Source organism: Pseudomonas sp. SIMBA_068, from assembly GCF_046534705.1.
Classification (GTDB): domain Bacteria; phylum Pseudomonadota; class Gammaproteobacteria; order Pseudomonadales; family Pseudomonadaceae; genus Aquipseudomonas; species Aquipseudomonas putida.
In genome coordinates this window covers 308,993-329,764 of record NZ_JAWRYI010000003.1, presented here as the reverse complement: position 1 = coordinate 329,764, position 20,772 = coordinate 308,993, and the positions used below count along the sequence as shown (strand labels likewise).

General features: G+C 62.7%; 18 protein-coding genes. 9 read left to right on the top strand and 9 right to left on the bottom strand.

Annotated features, from left to right (window positions below; all coding sequences use genetic code 11):
• Positions 1–66 precede the first annotated feature (66 nt).
• From rng to mreB, 5 genes are all read right to left on the bottom strand, one after another.
• On the bottom strand, positions 67–1,524 hold the full coding sequence (gene rng / locus SB756_RS10575) for a ribonuclease G (protein ID WP_049275123.1): 1,458 nt from the start codon (positions 1,522–1,524) through the stop codon (positions 67–69).
• Positions 1,525–1,578: 54 nt separating this feature from the next.
• Positions 1,579–2,190, bottom strand: coding sequence for a Maf family protein (locus tag SB756_RS10570; protein WP_341797647.1), 612 nt, complete (start codon positions 2,188–2,190; stop codon positions 1,579–1,581).
• Between the two features lie 33 nt (positions 2,191–2,223).
• Positions 2,224–2,712 (bottom strand): rod shape-determining protein MreD, encoded by a 489-nt coding sequence (gene mreD / locus SB756_RS10565; RefSeq protein ID WP_016485021.1) that lies wholly within the window; start codon positions 2,710–2,712, stop codon positions 2,224–2,226.
• The gene (mreC, locus tag SB756_RS10560) at positions 2,712–3,746 is read right to left on the bottom strand and encodes a rod shape-determining protein MreC (protein WP_410910854.1); all 1,035 of its coding nucleotides are present in this window, start codon (positions 3,744–3,746) and stop codon (positions 2,712–2,714) included. Before mreC ends, mreD begins: the two co-directional genes overlap by 1 nt.
• Positions 3,747–3,942: 196 nt before the next feature.
• Positions 3,943–4,980 carry a rod shape-determining protein MreB gene (gene mreB / locus SB756_RS10555; RefSeq protein WP_003255163.1) on the bottom strand — a complete coding sequence of 346 codons (1,038 nt, stop codon included), beginning with the start codon at positions 4,978–4,980 and terminating at the stop codon, positions 3,943–3,945.
• Positions 4,981–5,185: 205 nt separating this feature from the next.
• Here mreB and gatC point away from each other — a divergent pair, with 205 nt between their 5' ends.
• The 5 genes from gatC (at position 5,186) to SB756_RS10530 (ending at position 10,011) form a co-directional block, all read left to right on the top strand.
• Complete coding sequence (gene gatC / locus SB756_RS10550; protein ID WP_341797646.1) at positions 5,186–5,473, top strand: Asp-tRNA(Asn)/Glu-tRNA(Gln) amidotransferase subunit GatC; 288 nt, start codon at positions 5,186–5,188, stop codon at positions 5,471–5,473.
• A gap of 15 nt (positions 5,474–5,488) precedes the next feature.
• Positions 5,489–6,940 carry an Asp-tRNA(Asn)/Glu-tRNA(Gln) amidotransferase subunit GatA gene (gatA, locus tag SB756_RS10545; RefSeq protein ID WP_341797645.1) on the top strand — a complete coding sequence of 484 codons (1,452 nt, stop codon included), beginning with the start codon at positions 5,489–5,491 and terminating at the stop codon, positions 6,938–6,940.
• 11 nt (positions 6,941–6,951) lie between these two features.
• Positions 6,952–8,397 carry an Asp-tRNA(Asn)/Glu-tRNA(Gln) amidotransferase subunit GatB gene (gene gatB, locus SB756_RS10540; protein WP_341797644.1) on the top strand — a complete coding sequence of 482 codons (1,446 nt, stop codon included), beginning with the start codon at positions 6,952–6,954 and terminating at the stop codon, positions 8,395–8,397.
• 135 nt (positions 8,398–8,532) lie between these two features.
• On the top strand, positions 8,533–8,907 hold the full coding sequence (locus tag SB756_RS10535) for a septal ring lytic transglycosylase RlpA family protein (RefSeq protein ID WP_341797643.1): 375 nt from the start codon (positions 8,533–8,535) through the stop codon (positions 8,905–8,907).
• A gap of 60 nt (positions 8,908–8,967) precedes the next feature.
• On the top strand, positions 8,968–10,011 hold the full coding sequence (locus SB756_RS10530; protein WP_341797642.1) for a calcium/sodium antiporter: 1,044 nt from the start codon (positions 8,968–8,970) through the stop codon (positions 10,009–10,011).
• Positions 10,012–10,106: 95 nt separating this feature from the next.
• Here SB756_RS10530 and SB756_RS10525 read toward each other — a convergent pair whose 3' ends face one another.
• From SB756_RS10525 to SB756_RS10510, 4 genes are all read right to left on the bottom strand, one after another.
• Positions 10,107–11,465 (bottom strand): amino acid permease, encoded by a 1,359-nt coding sequence (locus tag SB756_RS10525; protein ID WP_016501356.1) that lies wholly within the window; start codon positions 11,463–11,465, stop codon positions 10,107–10,109.
• Positions 11,466–11,521: 56 nt separating this feature from the next.
• A complete protein-coding gene (locus tag SB756_RS10520) occupies positions 11,522–12,463 on the bottom strand; it encodes an AEC family transporter (protein WP_019473925.1) in 942 nt (313 codons plus the stop codon).
• Positions 12,464–12,679: 216 nt separating this feature from the next.
• A complete protein-coding gene (locus SB756_RS10515) occupies positions 12,680–13,240 on the bottom strand; it encodes a response regulator transcription factor (protein WP_003255244.1) in 561 nt (186 codons plus the stop codon).
• Complete coding sequence (locus tag SB756_RS10510; protein WP_016501358.1) at positions 13,240–14,496, bottom strand: ATP-binding protein; 1,257 nt, start codon at positions 14,494–14,496, stop codon at positions 13,240–13,242. The genes SB756_RS10515 and SB756_RS10510 overlap by 1 nt, the downstream gene beginning before the upstream one ends.
• A 201-nt stretch (positions 14,497–14,697) precedes the next feature.
• Between SB756_RS10510 and SB756_RS10505 the strand changes: the two genes are divergently transcribed.
• From SB756_RS10505 to SB756_RS10490, 4 genes are all read left to right on the top strand, one after another.
• Complete coding sequence (locus tag SB756_RS10505) at positions 14,698–15,414, top strand: SIMPL domain-containing protein (protein WP_258655388.1); 717 nt, start codon at positions 14,698–14,700, stop codon at positions 15,412–15,414.
• 353 nt (positions 15,415–15,767) lie between these two features.
• On the top strand, positions 15,768–17,393 hold the full coding sequence (locus SB756_RS10500; RefSeq protein WP_410910799.1) for an ABC transporter substrate-binding protein: 1,626 nt from the start codon (positions 15,768–15,770) through the stop codon (positions 17,391–17,393).
• Positions 17,394–17,539: 146 nt separating this feature from the next.
• Positions 17,540–19,132, top strand: a complete 1,593-nt coding sequence (locus tag SB756_RS10495) for an ABC transporter substrate-binding protein (protein WP_410910798.1) — start codon at positions 17,540–17,542, stop codon at positions 19,130–19,132.
• Positions 19,133–19,361: 229 nt separating this feature from the next.
• Positions 19,362–20,741, top strand: a complete 1,380-nt coding sequence (locus SB756_RS10490) for an OprD family porin (RefSeq protein ID WP_410910797.1) — start codon at positions 19,362–19,364, stop codon at positions 20,739–20,741.
• Positions 20,742–20,772: the final 31 nt, after the last annotated feature.

Sequence of the window (20,772 nt, the reverse complement as noted above, 5' to 3'; positions counted from 1 at the left end):
TATCCATGATGGCCGGTAGTGGCGGTTTTGCCAGCCCGACCATCCAGTGGCGCGTTCGAGAAGACCTCAGAGCAGCACCACGTCGTATTGTTCCTGCGAATACATCGACTCGACCTGGAAGCGAATGGTTCGACCGATGAACGCCTCCAGCTCTGCCACGTTGCCCGATTCTTCATCCAGCAGGCGGTCGACCACCTTCTGGTTGGCCAGCACACGGTAGCCCTCGGCCTGATAGGCACGTGCCTCGCGCAGGATCTCGCGGAAGATTTCGTAGCAGATGGTCTCGGGGGTTTTCAGCTTGCCGCGGCCCTGACAGGCCAGGCACGGCTCGCACAGCACCTGCTCCAGGCTTTCACGGGTGCGCTTGCGGGTCATCTGCACCAGCCCCAGCTCGGTGATGCCGATGATGTTGGTCTTCGCGTGATCCCGTTCCAGCTGTTTTTCCAGTGTGCGCAGCACCTGGCGCTGGTGTTCTTCATCTTCCATGTCGATGAAGTCGATGATGATGATGCCGCCGATATTGCGCAGGCGCAGTTGCCGGGCGATGGCGGTGGCAGCCTCCAGGTTGGTCTTGAAGATGGTCTCTTCAAGGTTGCGATGGCCGACGAATGCACCGGTATTCACATCAATGGTGGTCATCGCTTCGGCCGGGTCGACCACCAGGTAGCCACCGGACTTGAGCGGCACCTTGCGCTCGAGGGCGCGCTGGATTTCGTCTTCGACACCGTACAGGTCAAAGATTGGCCGTTCGCCCGGGTAGTGTTCGAGGCGGTCGGCGATTTCCGGCATCAGTTCACCGACGAACTGCGTGGTCTTCTGGAACGTTTCACGCGAGTCGATGCGGATCTTCTCGATCTTCGGGTTGACCAGGTCACGCAGGGTACGCAGGGCCAGGCCCAGATCCTCGTAGATGACCATCGGCGCGCCGCAGGTCTTGATCTGGGCGCCGATCTGCTCCCACAGGCGGCGCAGGTAGCGGATGTCCTGCAAGATCTCTTCGGCACGAGCGCCTTCGGCGGCGGTGCGCAGGATGAAACCACCGGCATCCTTGATGTTTTCGCTTTCCATGCAGTTGCTGACCACCTGCTTGAGGCGGTCTCGCTCGGCTTCGTCTTCGATCTTCAGCGAAATGCCGACATGGCTGCTGCGCGGCATGTACACCAGGTAGCGGGAAGGGATCGACAGCTGGGTGGTCAGGCGTGCGCCCTTGGTGCCAATCGGGTCCTTGGTCACCTGCACCACAAGGGCCTGGCCTTCGTGCACCAGCGCCGTGATGGTCTCGACCGCCGAGCCTTCACGCTGAGAAATTTCCGACGCATGGATGAACGCAGCGCGCTCCAGGCCGATGTCGACGAAGGCCGCCTGCATGCCTGGCAGCACACGCACCACCTTGCCCTTGTAGATATTGCCGACGATGCCACGGCGCTGGGTGCGCTCGACGTGCACTTCCTGCAGTACCCCGTTTTCCACCACCGCCACGCGTGACTCCATCGGGGTGATGTTGATCAGGATCTCTTCACTCATGGCCGGCTCTCGTCAAAGGTCTTTTGTAATGATGGATGGCGTATGCCGTGCTGGCTACTGCGGGTTTGTTACCTCTGGCGTATGCACGGGCGATTGCCAACAGGCGATACCAAACGTGCCAAGCAACTCGGCCGTCTCACTGAGGGGCAGGCCTACCACGGCCGAATAACTGCCGGACAGACCGGTGACGAACACTGCGCCCAGGCCCTGGATGGCGTAGCCACCGGCCTTGTCCACAGGCTCGCCGCTGGCCCAGTAGCGTTGTGCTTCATCGGCGCTGATCGCCCGGAAGCGCACCTTGCTGGTGACGCACAGGCTTTGCGTATGCAGGCCGTCGCTGAGAGCAACCGCAGTCAATACCTGGTGCTCGCGGCCCGACAGGCCAGCCAGCATGGCCATGGCATCTTCGCGGTTTTCCGGTTTGCCCAGAATACGACCATCGAGCACCACGGCAGTGTCCGCCCCCAGCACCACAGCCGGGCCCTCGACACGGGCCAGACCAGCCGCAGCCTTGGCCCGAGCCAGGCGCTCAACGTAGGCCGGGGCGCTTTCGTCAGGCAGCGGGGATTCATCGATGGGTGCACTGACAACGGTGAAAGGCACACCGATCTGGGTCAGCAGTTCACGACGACGGGGAGAGCCAGAGGCCAGGTATAACGGGTTCATGCAGACATCTCCCTGTCAGTTGCGGCATCGCCGTCAGTTGATATGCAAGCGTCGGCGCAGGTCGCGCAGGGCGAAACTGATCCATGGCCAAAGCAAGGCACTGATGACCGCCGACCAGACCAGCGCCAGGGTAGGCAACCGGTTGCCGGTCAGGGCGCTGAGCCATAGCTGGATGAGCTGGGCGATGCCGAAAATGACCAGGATCACCAGGCTCTGCTGCCACATGGGGAACATGCGCAAGCGCTGCTGCAGGGACAACACCAGGAAGGTGATGAGGGTGAGGATCAACGCGTTCTGGCCCAGCAGGGTGCCGTACAACACGTCCTCGGCAAGGCCCAGCACGAACGCCGTGGTCATGCCGACCTTGCCCGGCACCGCCAGGGTCCAGAATGACACCAGCAAAGCCAGCCACATGGGCCGGAACACTTCCATGAACTGCGGCATGGGCGAGACGCTGAGCAGCAGGCCGATGGCGAAAGTCAGCCAGATGACCCAGCCGTTGTTGCGGCGCGAAGCAGCCATCATTGTCTCCGGGTGTGAGCGGGTGCGGCAGGCGCTGCGGCAGGCGTGGCAGGGTTAGCCGCCGGGGCTGCAGGCTGTACGGCCGGTGCTGTCGGCGCTGCGGGTGTGACTGGGGTTACAGGCGTAGTGCTGGCAGGTGTGCCCTGCTCGCCCGTACCCGCCGGTTGGCCGGGGACCGTGGTGCCCTTGCGGTCAGCCTCTTCCTGGGCGATGGCAGCATCAGTGGCGCGCTGCTCCGGGGTACGCCGGTCGCTGAACACCAGCAGCATGTAACGGCTGCGATTGAGCGCGGCGGTGGGGATGGCGCGCACGATGGCGAACGGCTGCCCGGAATCGTGGATCACCTCGTTGACCGTCGCCACCGGGTAGCCAGCCGGGAAGCGCTGGCCCATGCCGGAGCTGACCAGCAGGTCGCCTTCCTTGACGTCGGCGGTATCGGCCACGTGACGCAGTTCAAGGCGCTCCGGGTTGCCGGTGCCACTGGCAATGGCGCGCAGGCCGTTGCGGTTGACCTGCACCGGAATGCTATGGGTGGTATCGGTCAGCAACAGTACCCGCGAGGTGTAGGGCATCAGCTCGACCACCTGGCCCATCAGACCGCGCGCATCGAGCACCGGCTGACCAAGGAACACACCATCACGCTCGCCCTTGTTGATCAGGATGCGGTGGGTGAACGGGTTGGGGTCGACACCGATCAGCTCGGCCACTTCGACCTTTTCGTTGACCAGCGCCGAAGAGTTCAGCAACTCGCGCAGGCGCACGTTCTGCTCTGTCAGGGCTGCCAGTTTCTGCAGACGCCCCTGCAACAGCAGGGCTTCGGTCTTGAGCTTTTCGTTTTCGGCGATCAGTTCAGTGCGGCTGCCGAACTGGCCGGCCACGCCTTGCCACGCACGTTGCGGCAGGTCGGTGATCCAGTACGACTCCATCAGCACCATGCCCATCTGGCTGCGCACGGGTTTGAGCACGTCAAAGCGCGCGTCGACAACCATCAACGCGACCGACATCACCACCAGAACGAGCAGGCGAACGCCCAGCGAAGGGCCCTTGGAGAAAAGCGGTTTAATGGGCCGTTCCTCGTGGACGACTCAGGAGGTCATTGGACATGGAACTACGCACCAGCCTGGTTGCGGGTTGACGGATACGGCGCCCTTGACGGGCGCCAGCCCAGCACATACAGGTAGCACTGTGCGTGCTACCTGTAAACCGGGCGCTCGTGAACAGCGAGTGGGATCACTCGCTGGAGAGCAGGTCCATCGCGTGCTTGTCCATCATCTCCAGGGCGCGACCGCCGCCACGGGCGACACAGGTCAGCGGGTCCTCGGCGACGATCACCGGCAGGCCGGTTTCCTGGGCCAGCAGCTTGTCGAGGTCACGCAGCAGCGCGCCACCACCGGTCAGCACCAGGCCACGCTCGGCGATGTCCGAAGCCAGCTCGGGCGGCGATTGCTCCAGGGCGCTCTTCACGGCCTGGACGATGGTCGCCAGCGATTCCTGCAGCGCTTCGAGCACTTCGTTGGAGTTCAGGGTGAAGGCACGCGGTACGCCTTCGGCCAGGTTGCGGCCACGCACATCGACTTCGCGCACTTCGCCGCCCGGGTAAGCGGTACCGATTTCCTGCTTGATGCGCTCGGCGGTGGACTCGCCGATCAGGCTGCCGTAGTTGCGGCGCACGTAGGTGACGATGGCTTCATCGAAGCGGTCGCCGCCAACACGTACGGATTCGGCATAGACCACGCCGTTCAGGGAGATCAGTGCGATTTCAGTGGTACCACCACCGATATCGACGACCATCGAACCGCGAGCCTCTTCAACCGGCAAGCCGGCACCGATGGCAGCCGCCATTGGCTCTTCGATCAGGAACACTTCACGGGCACCGGCACCCAGGGCCGACTCGCGAATGGCGCGGCGCTCTACCTGGGTCGACTTGCACGGCACGCAGATCAGCACGCGCGGGCTTGGCTGCAGGAAGCTGTTCTCGTGAACCTTGTTGATAAAATATTGCAACATTTTTTCGCAAACGCTGAAGTCGGCGATAACGCCGTCCTTCATCGGACGAATGGCAGCAATGTTGCCAGGCGTACGGCCCAGCATGCGTTTGGCTTCGGTACCGACGGCGACAACGCTTTTCTGATTGCCATGGGTACGGATGGCAACAACCGAGGGCTCATTCAGGACGATACCGCGCTCACGCACGTAAATAAGGGTGTTGGCAGTACCCAGGTCGATGGAGAGATCGCTGGAAAACATGCCACGCAGTTTCTTGAACATGGGAAAGTGACCCTGGGGAAAGCGTGGGTAAAAAAGTGCGGCAAACTCTAACAATGGCAGGGATTTTGGGCAAGGAGCCAATATGTTAAATTGGCTGTTTTTCCGAGCATGCCAGCCGATGATCGCGGCCGTTGGACCGCCAGAAAGCTGACATGTTCCTCATCGCGGACCCAAATTCCGTTCTTTGTTTCCCTTGGAGATCTTCATGGCGCTTGAACGCTGCGACGTGGAAAAGATCGCCCATCTGGCCCGTCTGGGGCTGAATGATGGCGAACTGCCACGCATTACCGATGCCCTGAACAGCATCCTCGGGCTGGTCGACGAGATGCAAGCGGTCGATACCACTGGCATCGAGCCCCTGGCCCACCCGCTGGAGGCCAGCCAGCGCCTGCGCCCCGACCAGGTCACCGAAAGCAACCAGCGCGACGCCTACCAGGCTATCGCGCCGTCGACCGAAAGCGGTCTGTACCTGGTTCCCAAAGTCATCGAGTAAGGGATAGAGCCTGCCATGCATCAATTGACCCTGGCCGAGATCGCCCGCGGACTCGCCGACAAGTCGTTTTCCTCCGAAGAGCTGACCGGCGCCCTGTTGGCGCGCATCAAGCAACTCGACCCTCAAATCAACAGCTTCATCAGCGTCACCGAAGAGCTGGCCCTGGGCCAGGCGCGTGCCGCCGACGCCCGTCGCGCCGCAGGCGAAACCGGCACGCTGCTGGGTGCCCCCATCGCCCACAAGGACCTGTTCTGCACCAACGGCGTACGCACCAGTTGCGGCTCGAAGATGCTCGACAACTTCAAGGCGCCGTACGACGCCACCGTGGTCGCCAAGCTGGCTGAAGCCGGCATGGTCACCCTGGGCAAGACCAACATGGACGAGTTCGCCATGGGTTCGGCCAACGAATCCAGCCACTACGGCGCGGTGAAGAACCCGTGGAACCTCGAACACGTCCCAGGCGGTTCGTCGGGCGGGTCGGCCGCTGCCGTGGCCGCGCGCCTGCTGCCGGCCACCACTGGCACCGACACCGGCGGTTCGATCCGCCAGCCGGCGGCACTGACCAACCTCACCGGCCTCAAACCGACGTACGGTCGTGTTTCGCGCTGGGGCATGATCGCCTACGCCTCCAGCCTCGACCAGGGCGGCCCGCTGGCCCGCACTGCCGAGGACTGCGCCCTGCTGCTGCAAGGCATGGCCGGTTTCGACGCCAAGGACTCCACCAGCATCGAAGAGCCGGTGCCGGACTACAGCGCCAACCTCAATGGTTCGCTGCAGGGCCTGCGCATCGGCCTGCCGAAAGAGTACTTCGGTGCAGGCCTCGACCCGCGTATCGCCGACCTGGTCCAGGCCAGTGTCAAAGAGCTGGAAAAGCTCGGCGCAGTGGTCAAGGAAATCAGCCTGCCGAACATGCAGCACGCCATCCCGGCCTACTACGTGATCGCCCCGGCTGAAGCCTCTTCCAACCTGTCGCGCTTCGACGGCGTGCGCTTCGGCTACCGCTGCGAAGCCCCGAAAGACCTCACCGACCTGTACAAGCGTTCCCGTGGCGAAGGCTTCGGCGTTGAAGTGCAGCGCCGCATCATGGTCGGCACCTACGCCCTGTCGGCCGGCTACTACGACGCGTACTACGTGAAGGCGCAGCAGATCCGCCGCCTGATCAAGAACGACTTCATGGCCGCCTTCAACGATGTCGACCTGATCCTCGGCCCTACCACGCCGAACCCGGCCTGGAAGCTTGGCGCCAAGAGCAGCGACCCGGTCGCCGCCTACCTGGAAGACGTCTACACCATCACCGCCAACCTGGCGGGCCTGCCGGGCCTGTCGATGCCGGCCGGCTTCGTCGACGGCCTGCCGGTCGGTGTGCAGCTGCTGGCGCCGTACTTCCAGGAAGGCCGCCTGCTCAACGTCGCGCACCGCTACCAGCAAGTGACCGACTGGCACACCCGTGCCCCCAACGGCTTCTGAGGAGTTCACACATGCAATGGGAAGTTGTGATCGGGCTGGAAATCCACACTCAGCTCGCCACCCAGTCGAAGATCTTTTCCGGCAGCGCCACCACCTTCGGTTCCGAGCCGAACACCCAGGCCAGCCTGGTTGACCTGGGGATGCCCGGCGTACTGCCGGTGCTGAACCAGGAAGCCGTGCGCATGGCGTGCATGTTCGGCCTGGCCATCGATGCCGAAATCGGCAAGCGCAACGTGTTCGCGCGCAAGAACTACTTCTACCCGGACCTGCCCAAGGGCTACCAGATCAGCCAGATGGACCTGCCGATCGTCGGCAAGGGTCACCTGGATATCGCCCTGGAAGACGGCACCATCAAGCGCATCGGGGTAACCCGCGCGCACCTGGAAGAAGATGCCGGCAAGAGCCTGCACGAAGACTTCAGCGGCTCCACCGGCATCGACCTCAACCGTGCCGGCACCCCGCTGCTGGAAATCGTCTCCGAGCCTGACATGCGCAGTGCCAAGGAAGCCGTGGCTTACGTCAAGGCGATCCACGCGCTGGTGCGCTACCTGGGCATCTGCGACGGCAACATGGCCGAAGGCTCGCTACGCTGCGACTGCAACGTGTCGATCCGCCCGAAAGGCCAGGTCGAGTTCGGCACCCGCTGCGAGATCAAGAACGTCAACTCGTTCCGCTTCATCGAGCGCGCGATCAACAGCGAAATCCAGCGCCAGATCGACCTGATCGAAGACGGCGGCAAGGTCGTGCAGGAAACCCGCCTGTACGACCCGAACAAAGACGAAACCCGCTCCATGCGCAGCAAGGAAGAAGCCAACGACTACCGTTACTTCCCCGACCCGGACCTGCTGCCGGTGGTGATCGAGGACAGCTTCCTCGAAACCATCCGCGCCGGCCTGCCGGAGCTGCCGCCGCAGAAGGTCGAACGCTTCCAGAGCCAGTACGGCCTGTCGGCCTACGACGCCAATGTGCTGGCATCCAGCCGCGAACAGGCGGACTACTTCGAAGAAGTAGTGAAAATTGGTGGCGACGCCAAGCTGGCGGCCAACTGGGTCATGGTCGAGCTGGGCAGCCTGCTTAACAAGCTGGGCATCGAGATCGACCAGTCACCGGTCAGCGCCGCGCACCTGGGTGGCATGCTGCTGCGCATCCGCGACAACACCATCAGCGGCAAGATCGCCAAGACCGTGTTCGAGGCCATGGCTGCCGGTGAAGGCGATGCTGACAGCATCATCGAAAGCAAAGGCCTGAAGCAGGTTACCGACACCGGTGCGATCGACAAGATGCTCGACGAAATGCTGGCAGCCAATGCCGAGCAGGTCGAACAGTACCGCGCCGCCGACGAGGCCAAGCGTGGCAAGATGTTCGGCTTCTTTGTCGGCCAGGCGATGAAAGCTTCCAAAGGCAAGGCCAACCCGGGGCAGGTGAACCAATTGCTCAAGGCCAAGCTCGAAGGCTGACCTGAATATGCTGCGAGGGCTCTGCCCTCGTTCGCGGGCTTGCCCGCTCCCACAGTACTGGACCGCTCTCACAGGCGGTGATATGCCTGTGGGAGCGGGCAAGCCCGCGAATGGCCGCACTGGAGCGCATCTGACTTGCTGAAAAGATCCCTGGGTACTCTCGCCCTCTTCTCCCTGCTGGCCGGCTGCGCCAGCCACGACATCGACCCGCGCGGTTACGACCAGACGGGCACCGCTTCCTATTACGGCTCGCGCCACCACGGTAAACGCACCGCCAGCGGCGAACCGTTCAACCAGCACGGCCTTACCGCCGCCCATCGCAGCCTGCCGTTCGGCACTCGCGTACTGGTAACCAACACGACCAACCAGCGCAGTGTGGTGGTGCGCATCAACGACCGTGGCCCGCACACCCGCGGCCGCCTGATCGACCTGTCTCGCGCCGCAGCAGAAAAAATCGGCATGCTCCGTAGCGGAACAGCGCGCGTGCGAGTACAAGGGCTTAGCGACTGACGCGACAGGAGTCCGACCATTTTCGACCTGGCCACCCTTCCCACCTTCAGCCTGCTGCAATTGGGCATTGCCCTGCTGTTGCTGGTCGGCGGCGCCGAATTGCTGGTGCGCGCAGCGCTGCGCCTGGCACAACGCCTTCATGTTCGCCCGTTGATCATCGGCCTGAGCCTGGTGGCTTTCGGCAGTACCGCGCCACAACTCACCGTGAGCCTGCAGGCCACCTACCAGGGTGCGCCGGATGTGGCGGTCGGCAGCGTGATCGGCAGCAACATATTCAACGTACTGGTCATTCTCGGCCTGGCCGCGCTGATCATCCCCTTGCGCGTGTCGCGCCAGCTGGTGCGCCTGGACATTCCGCTGATGATCGTCGCCAGCGGCCTGGTCTATGCCCTGTGCGCCAACGGTTACCTGGGCCGGGTTGAAGGAGGGCTGCTGCTGCTTGGCCTGGTCGGCTACCTGGTAATGCTCTGGCACCAGTCGCGCCACTACGCACGCACCTTCCCCGCGCCGGACACCGCCAAATCCAGCGCCAGGCGCTTCTGGTCAGGCACGCTGCTGCTGGTGTTGGCCGGCCTTGCCCTGCTGAGCCTGGCGGGGCACCTGCTGCTGGAGGCCGCCGTGGAGGTTGCCACCGACCTGGGGCTGTCCGAGCGCATCATCGGCCTGACCGTCGTCGCCATCTGCACATCCCTGCCAGAGCTCGCCGCCGCATTGATCGCTGCCCTGCGCGGTGAACGGGAAATTGCCGTGGGCACGGTCATCGGCAGCAACCTGTTCAACCTGCTGGCCGTGCTGGGCCTGACCGCCCTGATCACCCCTGAGCCGCTGTCGATCTCGCCCAACGCCCTGGCGTTCGACCTGCCAGTAATGCTCGGGGTTGCCGTGCTGAGCCTGCCGGTGTTCTATTCCGGTTACCGGATCACCCGCGCCGAAGGCTTGGTATTCCTCTGCCTGTACCTGGCGTACGGGCTGCACGTGGCGGCATTCACAATGGGCATGCCGCTGGCCGGGCGCCTGGAGCGGTTGATGCTGTTCTATGTACTGCCTGTGCTCGGCGTGGTGCTGCTGTATACCACTGTGCGTGCCTGGCGCCGGCAGCATTGATCAGGCCATGTCATCTGGCGCATGCCTTAAGCCTTGTGTCGCCCTTTAGATCGAGCGCCGCGCGGGCGGCGCTCGATCTCACAGGCGATACAAATCTAACGGCGAACCTGCCGAGCCTTCTTCAGCTTGAAGGCCACCCACAGCACGGCAATCCATGCCGGGATCAGCATCACCGAGATGCGAATCGGCGGGGTCAGGTACATCACCACCAGAATCAGCACAATGAACGCCAGGCACAGGTAGTTGGTCAGCGGGTGCCCCAGGCTCTTGTAGAACGGGGTAATCCCGGCCGCCAGCTTGGCCTTGCGGAACTTCAGGTGGGTAATGCTGATGCTCGCCCAGTTGATCACCAGCGCCGACACCGCCAGGGCCATCAGCAAGCCAAAGGCCTCACCCGGCATCAGGTAGTTGATCACCACGCACAGCCCGGTAGCGAAGGCCGACACGCCCAGCGCAGTCAGCGGCACACCGCTGCGGCTGACTTTCAGCAACTGGCGCGGTGCATCGCCCTGGCTGGCAAGACCAAACAGCATGCGGCTGTTGGCGTATACGCAGCTGTTGTAGACCGACAGCGCGGCCGTCAGCACCACGATATTGAGAATGGTCGCCACCAGGTCGCTGTCCAGTTCGTGGAAGATCATCACGAACGGGCTACCGCCCTGCACCACCTTCTGCCACGGGTACAGCGACAGCAGCACCGCCAGGGCACCGATGTAGAAGATCAGGATGCGATACACCACCTGGTTGGTGGCCTTGGGGATGCTTTCGCGCGGGTTGTCGGCCTCGGCAGCGGTGATACCCACCAGCTCCAGGCCACCGAACGAGAACATGATCACCGCCAGCGCCATCACCAGGCCGCTAACACCGTTAGGGAAGAAGCCGCCGTATTGCCAGAGGTTGGCCACGCTGGCATCCGGGCCGCCATGGCCACTGCTCAGCAACCAGGCGCCGAAGCCGATCATGCTGACGATGGCCACTACCTTGATCAGGGCGAACCAGAATTCCATTTCGCCGTAGACCTTGACCTGGGTCAGGTTGATCAGGTTGATCACCACGAAGAAGATCGCCGCCGTGGCCCAGGTGGGGAAATCCGGCCACCAGTACTGCACGTAGATACCCACAGCCGTCAGCTCGGCCATGCCCACCAGCACATACACCACCCAATAGTTCCAGCCCGACACGAAGCCTGCAAACTCGCTCCAGTACTGGTGGGCAAAGTGGCTGAAGCTACCGGCTACCGGCTCTTCCACCACCATTTCGCCCAGCTGGCGCATGATCAGGAAGGCCATCAGGCCCGCGATGGCATACCCCAGCAACACGGAGGGGCCGGCCAGCTGGATGGTCTGGGCGATGCCCAGGAACAAGCCGGTACCGATGGCCCCGCCCAGCGCGATCAGCTGGATATGGCGATTCTTCAGCCCGCGCTGTAGCTCGGGCGTGCTCTGGTCTTGCATGAAGTGTCCTTTAGCTCAGTGAGGCTGTGTTTTTTGTGTTGTTTGCAGTCAAGGATCTAGATCCATCCGCCCCACTGCAAGATGAAAATGCCGATATTGGTGGTGATTGCCGCCATTAGCGTAGTAATGACGATGATCGACGCAGCCAGCTCATGGTTGCCATTGGCTGCTCGCGCCATGACGTAACTGGCTGCTGCGGTAGGGCTGCCGATGTACAGGAACAGGATGCCCAGTTCGGCCCCGCGAAAGCCGCACAGCCAGGCCCCGAGGGTGCCGACCAGCGGTAGCCAGACCATCTTCACCAGGCTGGCGTCGATGGCCAGCCTGCCGCTGTCGCGCAATGCCGCCAGCGACAGGGTGCCGCCAATACACATCAGCGCCAACGGCAGGGTCATTTGCGCCAGGTAATCCCCCGAAGTCAGCAGCCAGTTGGGTAGCGGCACCTGGCCGTAAGCCATGGGTGTCGCGACCAGCACACTGATGATCAGGGGGTTGCTGAAGATGCTCTTGCAGATGCTCCACGGGTCGGACTTCAGGTCCGGGCTGTACACCGCCAGTACTACGGCCGACAGCGAGTTGTACATGAGGATGACCAGGCCGGCGAGCACCGCCCCCAGCGAAATACCGTAGTCGCCGTACAGGCTGGCAGCCAGGGCCAGGCCGATCACGCCGTTGTTGCCGCGGAACGCGCCCTGGGTATAGATGCCCCGGTCGGCCAGCGGGCTGCGCCAGATGGCCATGCCCCAGGCGACGGCGAAGCCAACCAGGGTGGCGGCAATGAAGTAGAGGATGACGCCGGGCTTTACCGCTGCAGCCAGGTCGGCGTGGTAGATACCGAGGAACAGCAGCGCCGGCATGCAGACGTTGAACACCAACTGCGAGGCGACACGGTTGAAATTGTCGTCGATCAGGTGGATGCGCTTGAGCAGCACGCCCATGAACAGCATGGCGAAGACAGGTGCCGTGATGTTCAGCGTCTGGATGAGAAGGGCGAGCATGCGCAAGCGATCCTGGAGAGGGTTGCCGTTAGGTGGCTAATGATACGCCAACGGCCGCTAGTTGCGGGGATCAGGTGCGATAAAGAGACGTTTCCGACAGTGCCGCCCCTATCGCCGGCAACCCGGCTCCCCTCAGGTATTGCATGCAGGCCGGAACCCGCGGGGTCCCTGTGGGAGCTGGCTTGCCGGCGATGAGGCCGGTACAGGCGAAAGGGATCAGCGCCGGACCGGGCGCTTCTGCAGCTTGCGCTGCAAGGTCCGCCGGTGCATGCCCAGCGCCCGTGCGGTGGCCGAAATGTTGCCCTCGTGCTCGTTCAGCACGCGCTGGATGTGTTCCCACTGCAGGCGGTCGACCGACATGGGGTTTTCCGGCACCAGGGTATCCAGGTCGGTGTGCTCCGACAGCAGCGCTGCCAGCACATCATCGGCGTCGGCCGGCTTGCACAGGTAGTTGCAGGCGCCGCGCTTGACCGCTTCCACCGCAGTCGCAATGCTCGAGTAGCCGGTCAGGATCACCACGCGCATTTCCGGGTCCAGCTCCAGCAGCTTGGGCAGCAGCACGAGGCCGGAATCACCGTCCATCTTCAGGTCCAGCGTGGCGTAGTCCGGCAAGTCCTGCTGCGCCAGGATCAAGCCTTCTTCGGCAGAACTGGCGGTGCTCACGCGGAAACCGCGACGGCTCATTGCCCGGGCCATGACCCGGGTGAAGGTGGCATCGTCATCCACCAACAGCAGGTGCGGCAGCTCTTCGCTTTCGACCTGGTTTTCTTCGCTCATCATTCATCTCCTCGCTTGCCATAGGGCAGGCGCAATTCGGTCAGGGTGCCACCCTGTTCATGACTATAGAGTTTTACCGAACCGCCCGCACGGGTCACGCTGGCCTTGCTCAAGAACAGGCCCAGGCCGAAGCCTTTGCCTTTGGTGGTAATGAAGGGTTTGCCGATGGCTTCGGCAATGGCCGGCGGCACGCCAGGGCCATGGTCGCGGATACTGATGACGATGTCCTGGGCATCCCAGTCCAGGTGCACCTCCAGGTCATCGGGGCAGGCATCGGCAGCATTGTTCAGCAGGTTCAGCAACGCCTGGGTCAGGTCTGGCGGCGGTGTCAGCCGCGGCACCTTGCCATCGCGCAGGCGCTGGAAGCGGTAGCTGGCTTCGGGGCGCATCAGGTGCCAACGGTTCAGCGCCTCGTCCAGCCAGGCGGTCACATCCTGCTCCACGATCGCCAGGCGGCGGTTGGCTTCGGCAGCGCGCACCAGCTGTTGCAAGGTCTCTTTGCACAGCTTTACCTGGTCCTGGAGGATCTGCAGGTCTTCCTGCAGCAGCGGGTCGGTATGGTCCTGGCGCATTTCGTTGATCAGCACACTCATGGTCGCCAGCGGCGTGCCCAGCTCATGGGCGGCACCGGCGGCCTGGGTGGCCACGGCCAGCAATTGCTCGTCGCGCAGGCTTTCCTCACGCCGTTCGGAGCGCAGCTGCTCCTGGCGGCGCAGCTCTTCGGCCATGCGCGCGGCAAAGAAGGTAATCACCGCCGCGGCGAGGGCAATGCTCAGCCACATGCCGTAGACCTGCATCTTGTCCCGCGCCATGGGCAGGCCTTCGAGCGGGTAGAACTGCACCAGCAGCAGGCTGTAGGCGGTCAGGGCGATACCCGAAAGTATCAGCGAATACAGCCACGGCAAGGTCACCGCGGCAATCGCCAGCGGTACCAGGTAATACGACACGAACGGGTTGGTCGAGCCGCCGGAGTAGTACAGCAAGGCACTGTGGATCAGCAGGTCGCAGGCCAGCTGCAGGGCGTACTCCATTTCGGTGACTGGCAGCGACAGGCGCAAGCGCAGCGCCGTAAAGGCACACAGCAGCGAGGACAACGCCAAGGTGCCAGCCAGCGACAGCCAGGGCAACGGCAGCAATTCGGTCCAGTAGGCGACGCCCACGGAGCCGGCCTGGGCAGCCAGGACCAGGACCCGAATGACGGTCAGGCGCCACAGGTTCTGGCGGGTAGCGGACAGCGGTTGTACGGCAGCGAGCATGAGCTCTCCTGATGAGTGCTCCAGAAAATCGGCTGGAGTATACCGAAGCCGGGCGCCTCACTGCAGCGATGCGGCAAAGCGCCACACTTTGTCACAGGTTGATGATGGCACTTTTGAACCCACTACACTGTTGCCGGTCTGATGGGCCATGCGTGGAATGGATGACCAGACCCCACGCCTTTTATTGCCAAGGAGTACCACATGCAAATCCCACGTCGCGGCGCCGCCCTGATCCTGTCTTGCGGCTTGCTCGCCAGCCTGCCGGCGCTGGCTGCCGATGAGCCACGTTACAACCAGGTATCGCTGCGTGCCGAAGTGAGCAAGGAAGTGGCGCGCGACCTGATGGTCGTGACCCTGTACAGCGAAGCGCAGAACACCGACCCGGGCAAGCTCGCCAAGCAGATCACCGAAACCATGAACAAGGCCGTGCAGCAGTCGCGCCAGGTCAAGGACGTGAAGATCAGCCAGGGCAGCCGCAACAGCTACCCGGTGTATGACAGCAAGGGCCAGAAGATTACCGGCTGGCGCGAGCGCGCCGAGCTGCGCCTGGAAAGCGACAACTTCCCGGCCTTGTCCCAGCTTACCGCCGACCTGCTGCAAGAGCTGAAAATGGGCGGCATGGACTTCTCCATCGCCCCGGCCACGCGCAAGGCAAGCGAGGATGCACTGCTCAAGGACGCGGTCGATGCCTTCAAGGCACGCGCGCAACTGGCCACCGAAGCCCTGGGCGGCAAGGGCTATAAAGTGGTCAGCCTGAACCTCAACAGCAGCGGTTACCCGCGCCCGTACCTGCGCAGTGCGCCGATGGCAATGAAAGCCATGGGGGCTGATGAAGCCGCGCCAGCGCCGGACATCGAGGCGGGTACCAGCGAAGTGAGCATGAATGCCGATGGCCTGATCGAAGTGCAGATGCCCTGACAGCCACAAGCTTCAAGCGGCAAGTTTCAAGTTGACGGTGAACCCGGCCTGCTTTGTCTTGTTGCTTGAAGCCTGCCGCTTGAACCTGCTTTTCAGACGTTTCCTACGCACCACCAAGGTGCATCCTACGCATACCCCCGCCTCGAAACATCCCGCAAAATGCCATCATTTTGCCTGCGCAAACGTTTAACTTCGTCGAAAGTTATAGCGATGCGACATCCATGTACGGTCGTACCACTTTTCCGGCGCCAACTATCCTTCTACCTGTTGCATTGGGAACATCCCCTGCATAAGTATCCGCAGGTCGGCTCACGAGGCCACCTCATCCAAAAAATGACAACAATGAGGCCACCATGCTCAAACACGCAGTCATTCCGTTCCTGCTTGGCGCAGGCTTACTCACCGGTGCACCGTCGGCCCTGGCCGCGTCCAACCTGGTGTTCTGCTCCGAAGGCAGCCCGGCCGGTTTCGACCCGGGGCAGTACACCACCGGGACCGACTTCGACGCCTCGGCAGAGACCGTGTTCAACCGCCTGACCCAGTTTGAACGGGGCGGCACTGCGGTCATCCCGGGCCTGGCGACCAAATGGGAAGTGTCCGACGACGGCAAGACCTACACCTTCCACCTGCGCGAAGGGGTCAAGTTCCATACCACCGACTACTTCAAGCCCAGCCGCCCCTTCAACGCCGACGACGTGCTGTTCACCTTCAACCGCATGCTCGACAAGGACAACCCGTTCCGTAAGGCCTACCCCACCGAGTTCCCGTACTTCACCGACATGGGCATGGACAAGAACATCGCCAAGGTGGAGAAACTCGACGAGCAGACGGTGAAGTTCACCCTCAACGAAGTCGACGCAGCGTTCATCCAGAACCTGGCCATGAGCTTTGCTTCCATCCAGTCGGCCGAATACGCCGACCAGTTGCTCAAGAATGGCAAGGCTGCCGACATCAACCAGAAACCGATCGGCACCGGCCCGTTCGTGTTCAGCAAGTACCAGAAGGACGCGCAGATCCGCTTCAAGGGCAACAAGGACTACTGGAAGCCCGATGACGTGAAGATCGATAACCTGATCTTCGCCATCACCACCGATGCCTCGGTGCGCATGCAGAAGCTGAAGAAGAACGAGTGCCAGGTCACCCTGTTCCCGCGCCCGGCCGACATCGAGCCGCTAAAGGCCGACCAAAATCTGCAAATGCCGCAGCAAGCCGGGTTCAACCTCGGCTACATCGCCTACAACGTGATGGGCAAGATCAAGGGCAGCAACGAGCCCAACCCCATGGCCCAGCTGAAAGTGCGCCAGGCGCTGGACATGGCCGTGGACAAGAAGAAGATCATCGAGTCGGTCTACCAGGGTGCCGGCCAGTTGGCAGTCAATGGCATGCCGCCAACGCAATGGTCCTATGACGACAGCATCAAGGACGCCGCCTTCGACCCCGAAAAGGCCAAACAACTGCTGAAGGAAGCCGGTATCAAGGAAGGCACCGAGATCACCCTGTGGGCCATGCCCGTACAACGGCCGTACAACCCCAACGCCAAGCTGATGGCCGAAATGCTGCAATCCGACTGGGCCAAGATCGGCATCAAGGCAAAGATCGTCAGCTATGAATGGGGCGAGTACATCAAACGCTCCAAGGGTGGCGAACAGGGCGCCATGCTGATTGGCTGGAGCGGCGACAACGGTGACCCGGACAACTGGCTGGGCACCCTCTACGGCTGCGATGCCGTCGACGGCAACAACTTCTCCAAGTGGTGCTACAAGCCCTACGACGACCTGATCAAGCAGGCCAAGGCCACCTCCGATCAGGCCAAGCGCACCGAGCTGTACCAAAAGGCGCAGCACATCCTCAAGGAGCAGGTGCCGATCACCCCGATCGCCCACTCCACCGTGTACCAGCCCATGAGCGCCAAGGTGAAGGACTTCAAGATCAGCCCGTTTGCGCTGAACGCCTTCTATGGCGTCAGCGTGGACAAATAGGCTGACTGAGGCACCCGCTGAATCGCGGGTGCCCTTCACCCCCGCCACCTCTTCATGTTGTCCTGCGGCCAAACGCTGCGGGGTCGGCAAACTGTTGCCGCCATTCGTACCCGGAGGCGGCGCAAACAGATGAAAAAGGATTTGCCATGCGCCACGTTACCCGCCTTTCTGCGCTGCTGGCCCTAGGCCTGGTCAGCCAATCCCCTGTCGTGCTGGCCAACAACCTGGTGTTCTGCTCCGAAGGCAGCCCCGCCGGTTTCGACACCGCCCAGTACACCAGCGCCACCGACAACGACGCCGCCGAACCGGTCTACAACCGCTTGGTCGAGTTCGAGCGCGGCGGTACTGCCGTGCACCCTGCCCTGGCGACCCGCTGGGAAGTCTCCGACGATGGCTTGCGCTACACCTTCCGCCTGCGTGAAGGGGTGAAGTTCCACAGCAACAAGGCCTTCAAACCTGGCCGTGACTTCAATGCCGACGACGTGCTGTTCACTTTCAACCGCATGCTCGACAAGAGCCACCCGTTCCGCCAGGCCTACCCCACCGAGTTCCCTTACTTCATCAGCATGGGCCTGGACAAGAACATCGCCCGCGTCGAGAAAATCGACCCACTCACCGTGGCATTCACCCTGAACACGGTCGATGCCGCGTTCATCCAGAATCTGGCCATGAGCTTCGCTTCCATCCTCTCCGCCGAATACGCCGAACACCTGATGGCCAGCGCAAGGCCGAGCGACATCAACCAGCAGCCCATTGGCACCGGGCCGTTCGTGTTCCAGCGTTACCAGAAGGATTCGCAGATCCGCTACAAGGGCAACAAGGATTACTGGGCACCGGATGAAGTGAAGATCGACAACCTGGTGTTCTCGATCAATATCGACCCTTCGGTACGCATTCAGAAGCTGCGCCGCAACGAATGCCAGGTCACCCTGCACCCACGCCCCGCCGACCTGCCGGCGCTCAAGGCCGACCGTTCGCTGCAGGTGCTGCAGCAACCGGGCTTCAACCTCGGCTACATCGCCTACAACACCCAGCACCCACCCTTCGACCGGCTGGAGGTGCGCCAGGCGATGGATATGGCTGTGAACAAGAAAGCCATCCTGCAGGCGGTTTATCAGGACTCCGGCCAACTGGCGGTCAACGCCATGCCACCCACCCAGTGGTCCTATGACGAAAGCCTCAAGGACGCACCCTACGACCCGGAAAAGGCCAGGCAGCTGCTGCAGCAGGCGGGCGTCAAACCGGGCACCGAAGTCACCCTGTGGGCCATGCCGGTGCAACGCCCGTACAACCCCAACGCCAAGCTGATGGCCGAAATGCTCCAGGCCGACTGGAACAAGCTTGGTTTCAAGGTGCGCATCGTCAGTTACGAATGGGGCGAGTACCTCAAGCGCATGAAAAGCGGCGAACACGACATCGCCCTGATTGGCTGGACCGGCGACAACGGCGACCCGGACAACTGGCTGGGCACCCTCTACAGCTGCGATGCCATCGGCAGCAACAACTACTCGCTGTGGTGCGACCCGCAGTACGACAGCCTGGTCAAGCAGGCCAAGCAGGTCACCGACCAGGCGCAGCGCAGCGCCCTGTACCAGCAGGCCCAGCAGCGGCTCAAGCAGCAGGTGCCGATTACCCCGGTGGCGCACTCCACCGTGAACCAGCCGCTCAGCGTCAAGGTTTCCGGGTTCAAGGTCAGCCCGTTTGGGCGCAATGATTTCTCCGGCGTGAGTGTTGACTGACTTTTAGCCTTCAAGGGCCTCGTCGCGGGTAAACCCGCTCCCACAAGTACCCCCATCAGCCAGGGCCTGCACAGGTCCCTGTGGGAGCGGGTTTACCTGCGAAAAGGCCGGTACAGGTAGCACAACGCCCCCGATTTAGCCCGGCGACCCCGGGCAACCCTGGCAACACCGCAACAACCATCCGGCCCACAAGGCCGGCAATGACTAGAAAAAAATGGGAGCTTCAACCTTGAGAGTATTCACCCTGACCGCACTGGCCTTATCCATCAGTGCCTTTTCCACCGTGGCCCAGGCCGATCCGCAAAGCCAGGCCTTCATCCCGCTCACCCCCAAAGCCAGCAGCGAGCAGGCGCAAGCCAGCGGCTTCATCGACGGCCAGAGCCTGTCCGGCACCACCCGCAACTGGTACGCCCGTGAACGCGCCGCACGCGCGCCGCTGTGGCGCTACTACAAGAGCGACGGCACCCGCCACCCCACCCACAGCCGTGAAAACTGGCTGCAAGGCACCATCCTCAACTACAGCTCCGGTTTCACCCAAGGCACCGTGGGCATCGCCGTCGAGGCCGCAGCCTACAATGCCATTGCCCTGCAACAGAACCGCCAGGCCGTCGCCGGCCCCAACAACCGCACCCTTACCCACAGCGATGGCGACCCCATCGGCCAGTGGAGCAAGCTGGGCCTGGGCAATATCAAGGCGCGTGTGTCCAACACCACCCTTACCCTCGGCCGTCAGTCGGTAGACACGCCGATGATCGCCTACATCGGCAACCGCGCCTTGCCATCGAGCTTCCAGGGCGCGTTCCTGCACAGCGCCGAGTTCGACAACCTGAGCTTCGACCTGGGCACCTTCGACCGTGTCTCGCCACGTACCGAACAGAGCCTGAGCAAGTTTCGCAGCGAATACAGCGCCACGGGTGTGGAAACCGACCGCGCCAGCACCGCCGGCATCAACTACCAGCCGTTCAGGAGCCTGAGCACCAGCCTGTACGCCACCCAGGTCGACGACTTCTGGAACCAGTACTACTTCGGCGCCAACCACGTGCTCGGCGACAGCGCAGTGCTCAGCCTGAGCACCGGCCTGAACTACTACAAGACCGTGGATGCCGGCAGCCAGAAAATGGGCAAGATCGACAACGACACCTACAGCCTGTCGCTCGACCTGACCCACCAGGCCCACACCCTCGGTGCCTCCTGGCAGCAGGTGAACGGCAACGAGTACTTCGACTACCTGCACGAAACCAACGGCATCTACCTGGCCAACTCGCTGCTGTCGGACTTCAACGGCCCCAACGAAAAATCGCTGAAGATCTCCTACGTACTGAACATGGCGCCCTACGGCGTGCCCGGCCTGAAGTTCAACCTGTACAACGCCCGCGGCTGGGGCATCGACGGCACCCACTACCGCGGCACCGCCTACGACGTGAATGGCCTGAACGGCGAAACCCACTACGAGTGGGGCATCGGCACCAGCTACGCGGTGCAGAGCGGGCCGCTGAAAGACACCAGCGTCCGCGCCACCTACACCACCCACCGTGCCAGCAAGGCCCAGGGTGACGGCAGCCTGGACGAGTTCCGCGTGGTCACCACCATTCCATTCAACATTCTTTGACCGCTGGCGCCACGGCCCCTTCGTGACGGGC

Bases quoted from the DNA above. Each gene is read 5' to 3' on its own strand.
- rng (WP_049275123.1), bottom strand. From the start codon at position 1,524: ATGAGTGAAGAGATCCTGATCAACATCACCCCGATGGAGTCACGCGTG.
- SB756_RS10570 (WP_341797647.1), bottom strand. From the start codon at position 2,190: ATGAACCCGTTATACCTGGCCTCTGGCTCTCCCCGTCGTCGTGAACTG.
- mreD (WP_016485021.1), bottom strand. From the start codon at position 2,712: ATGGCTGCTTCGCGCCGCAACAACGGCTGGGTCATCTGGCTGACTTTC.
- mreB (WP_003255163.1), bottom strand. From the start codon at position 4,980: ATGTTCAAGAAACTGCGTGGCATGTTTTCCAGCGATCTCTCCATCGAC.
- gatC (WP_341797646.1), top strand. From the start codon at position 5,186: ATGGCGCTTGAACGCTGCGACGTGGAAAAGATCGCCCATCTGGCCCGT.
- gatA (WP_341797645.1), top strand. From the start codon at position 5,489: ATGCATCAATTGACCCTGGCCGAGATCGCCCGCGGACTCGCCGACAAG.
- gatB (WP_341797644.1), top strand. From the start codon at position 6,952: ATGCAATGGGAAGTTGTGATCGGGCTGGAAATCCACACTCAGCTCGCC.
- SB756_RS10525 (WP_016501356.1), bottom strand. From the start codon at position 11,465: ATGCAAGACCAGAGCACGCCCGAGCTACAGCGCGGGCTGAAGAATCGC.
- SB756_RS10520 (WP_019473925.1), bottom strand. From the start codon at position 12,463: ATGCTCGCCCTTCTCATCCAGACGCTGAACATCACGGCACCTGTCTTC.
- SB756_RS10515 (WP_003255244.1), bottom strand. From the start codon at position 13,240: ATGAGCGAAGAAAACCAGGTCGAAAGCGAAGAGCTGCCGCACCTGCTG.
- SB756_RS10510 (WP_016501358.1), bottom strand. From the start codon at position 14,496: ATGCTCGCTGCCGTACAACCGCTGTCCGCTACCCGCCAGAACCTGTGG.
- SB756_RS10505 (WP_258655388.1), top strand. From the start codon at position 14,698: ATGCAAATCCCACGTCGCGGCGCCGCCCTGATCCTGTCTTGCGGCTTG.
- SB756_RS10500 (WP_410910799.1), top strand. From the start codon at position 15,768: ATGCTCAAACACGCAGTCATTCCGTTCCTGCTTGGCGCAGGCTTACTC.
- SB756_RS10495 (WP_410910798.1), top strand. From the start codon at position 17,540: ATGCGCCACGTTACCCGCCTTTCTGCGCTGCTGGCCCTAGGCCTGGTC.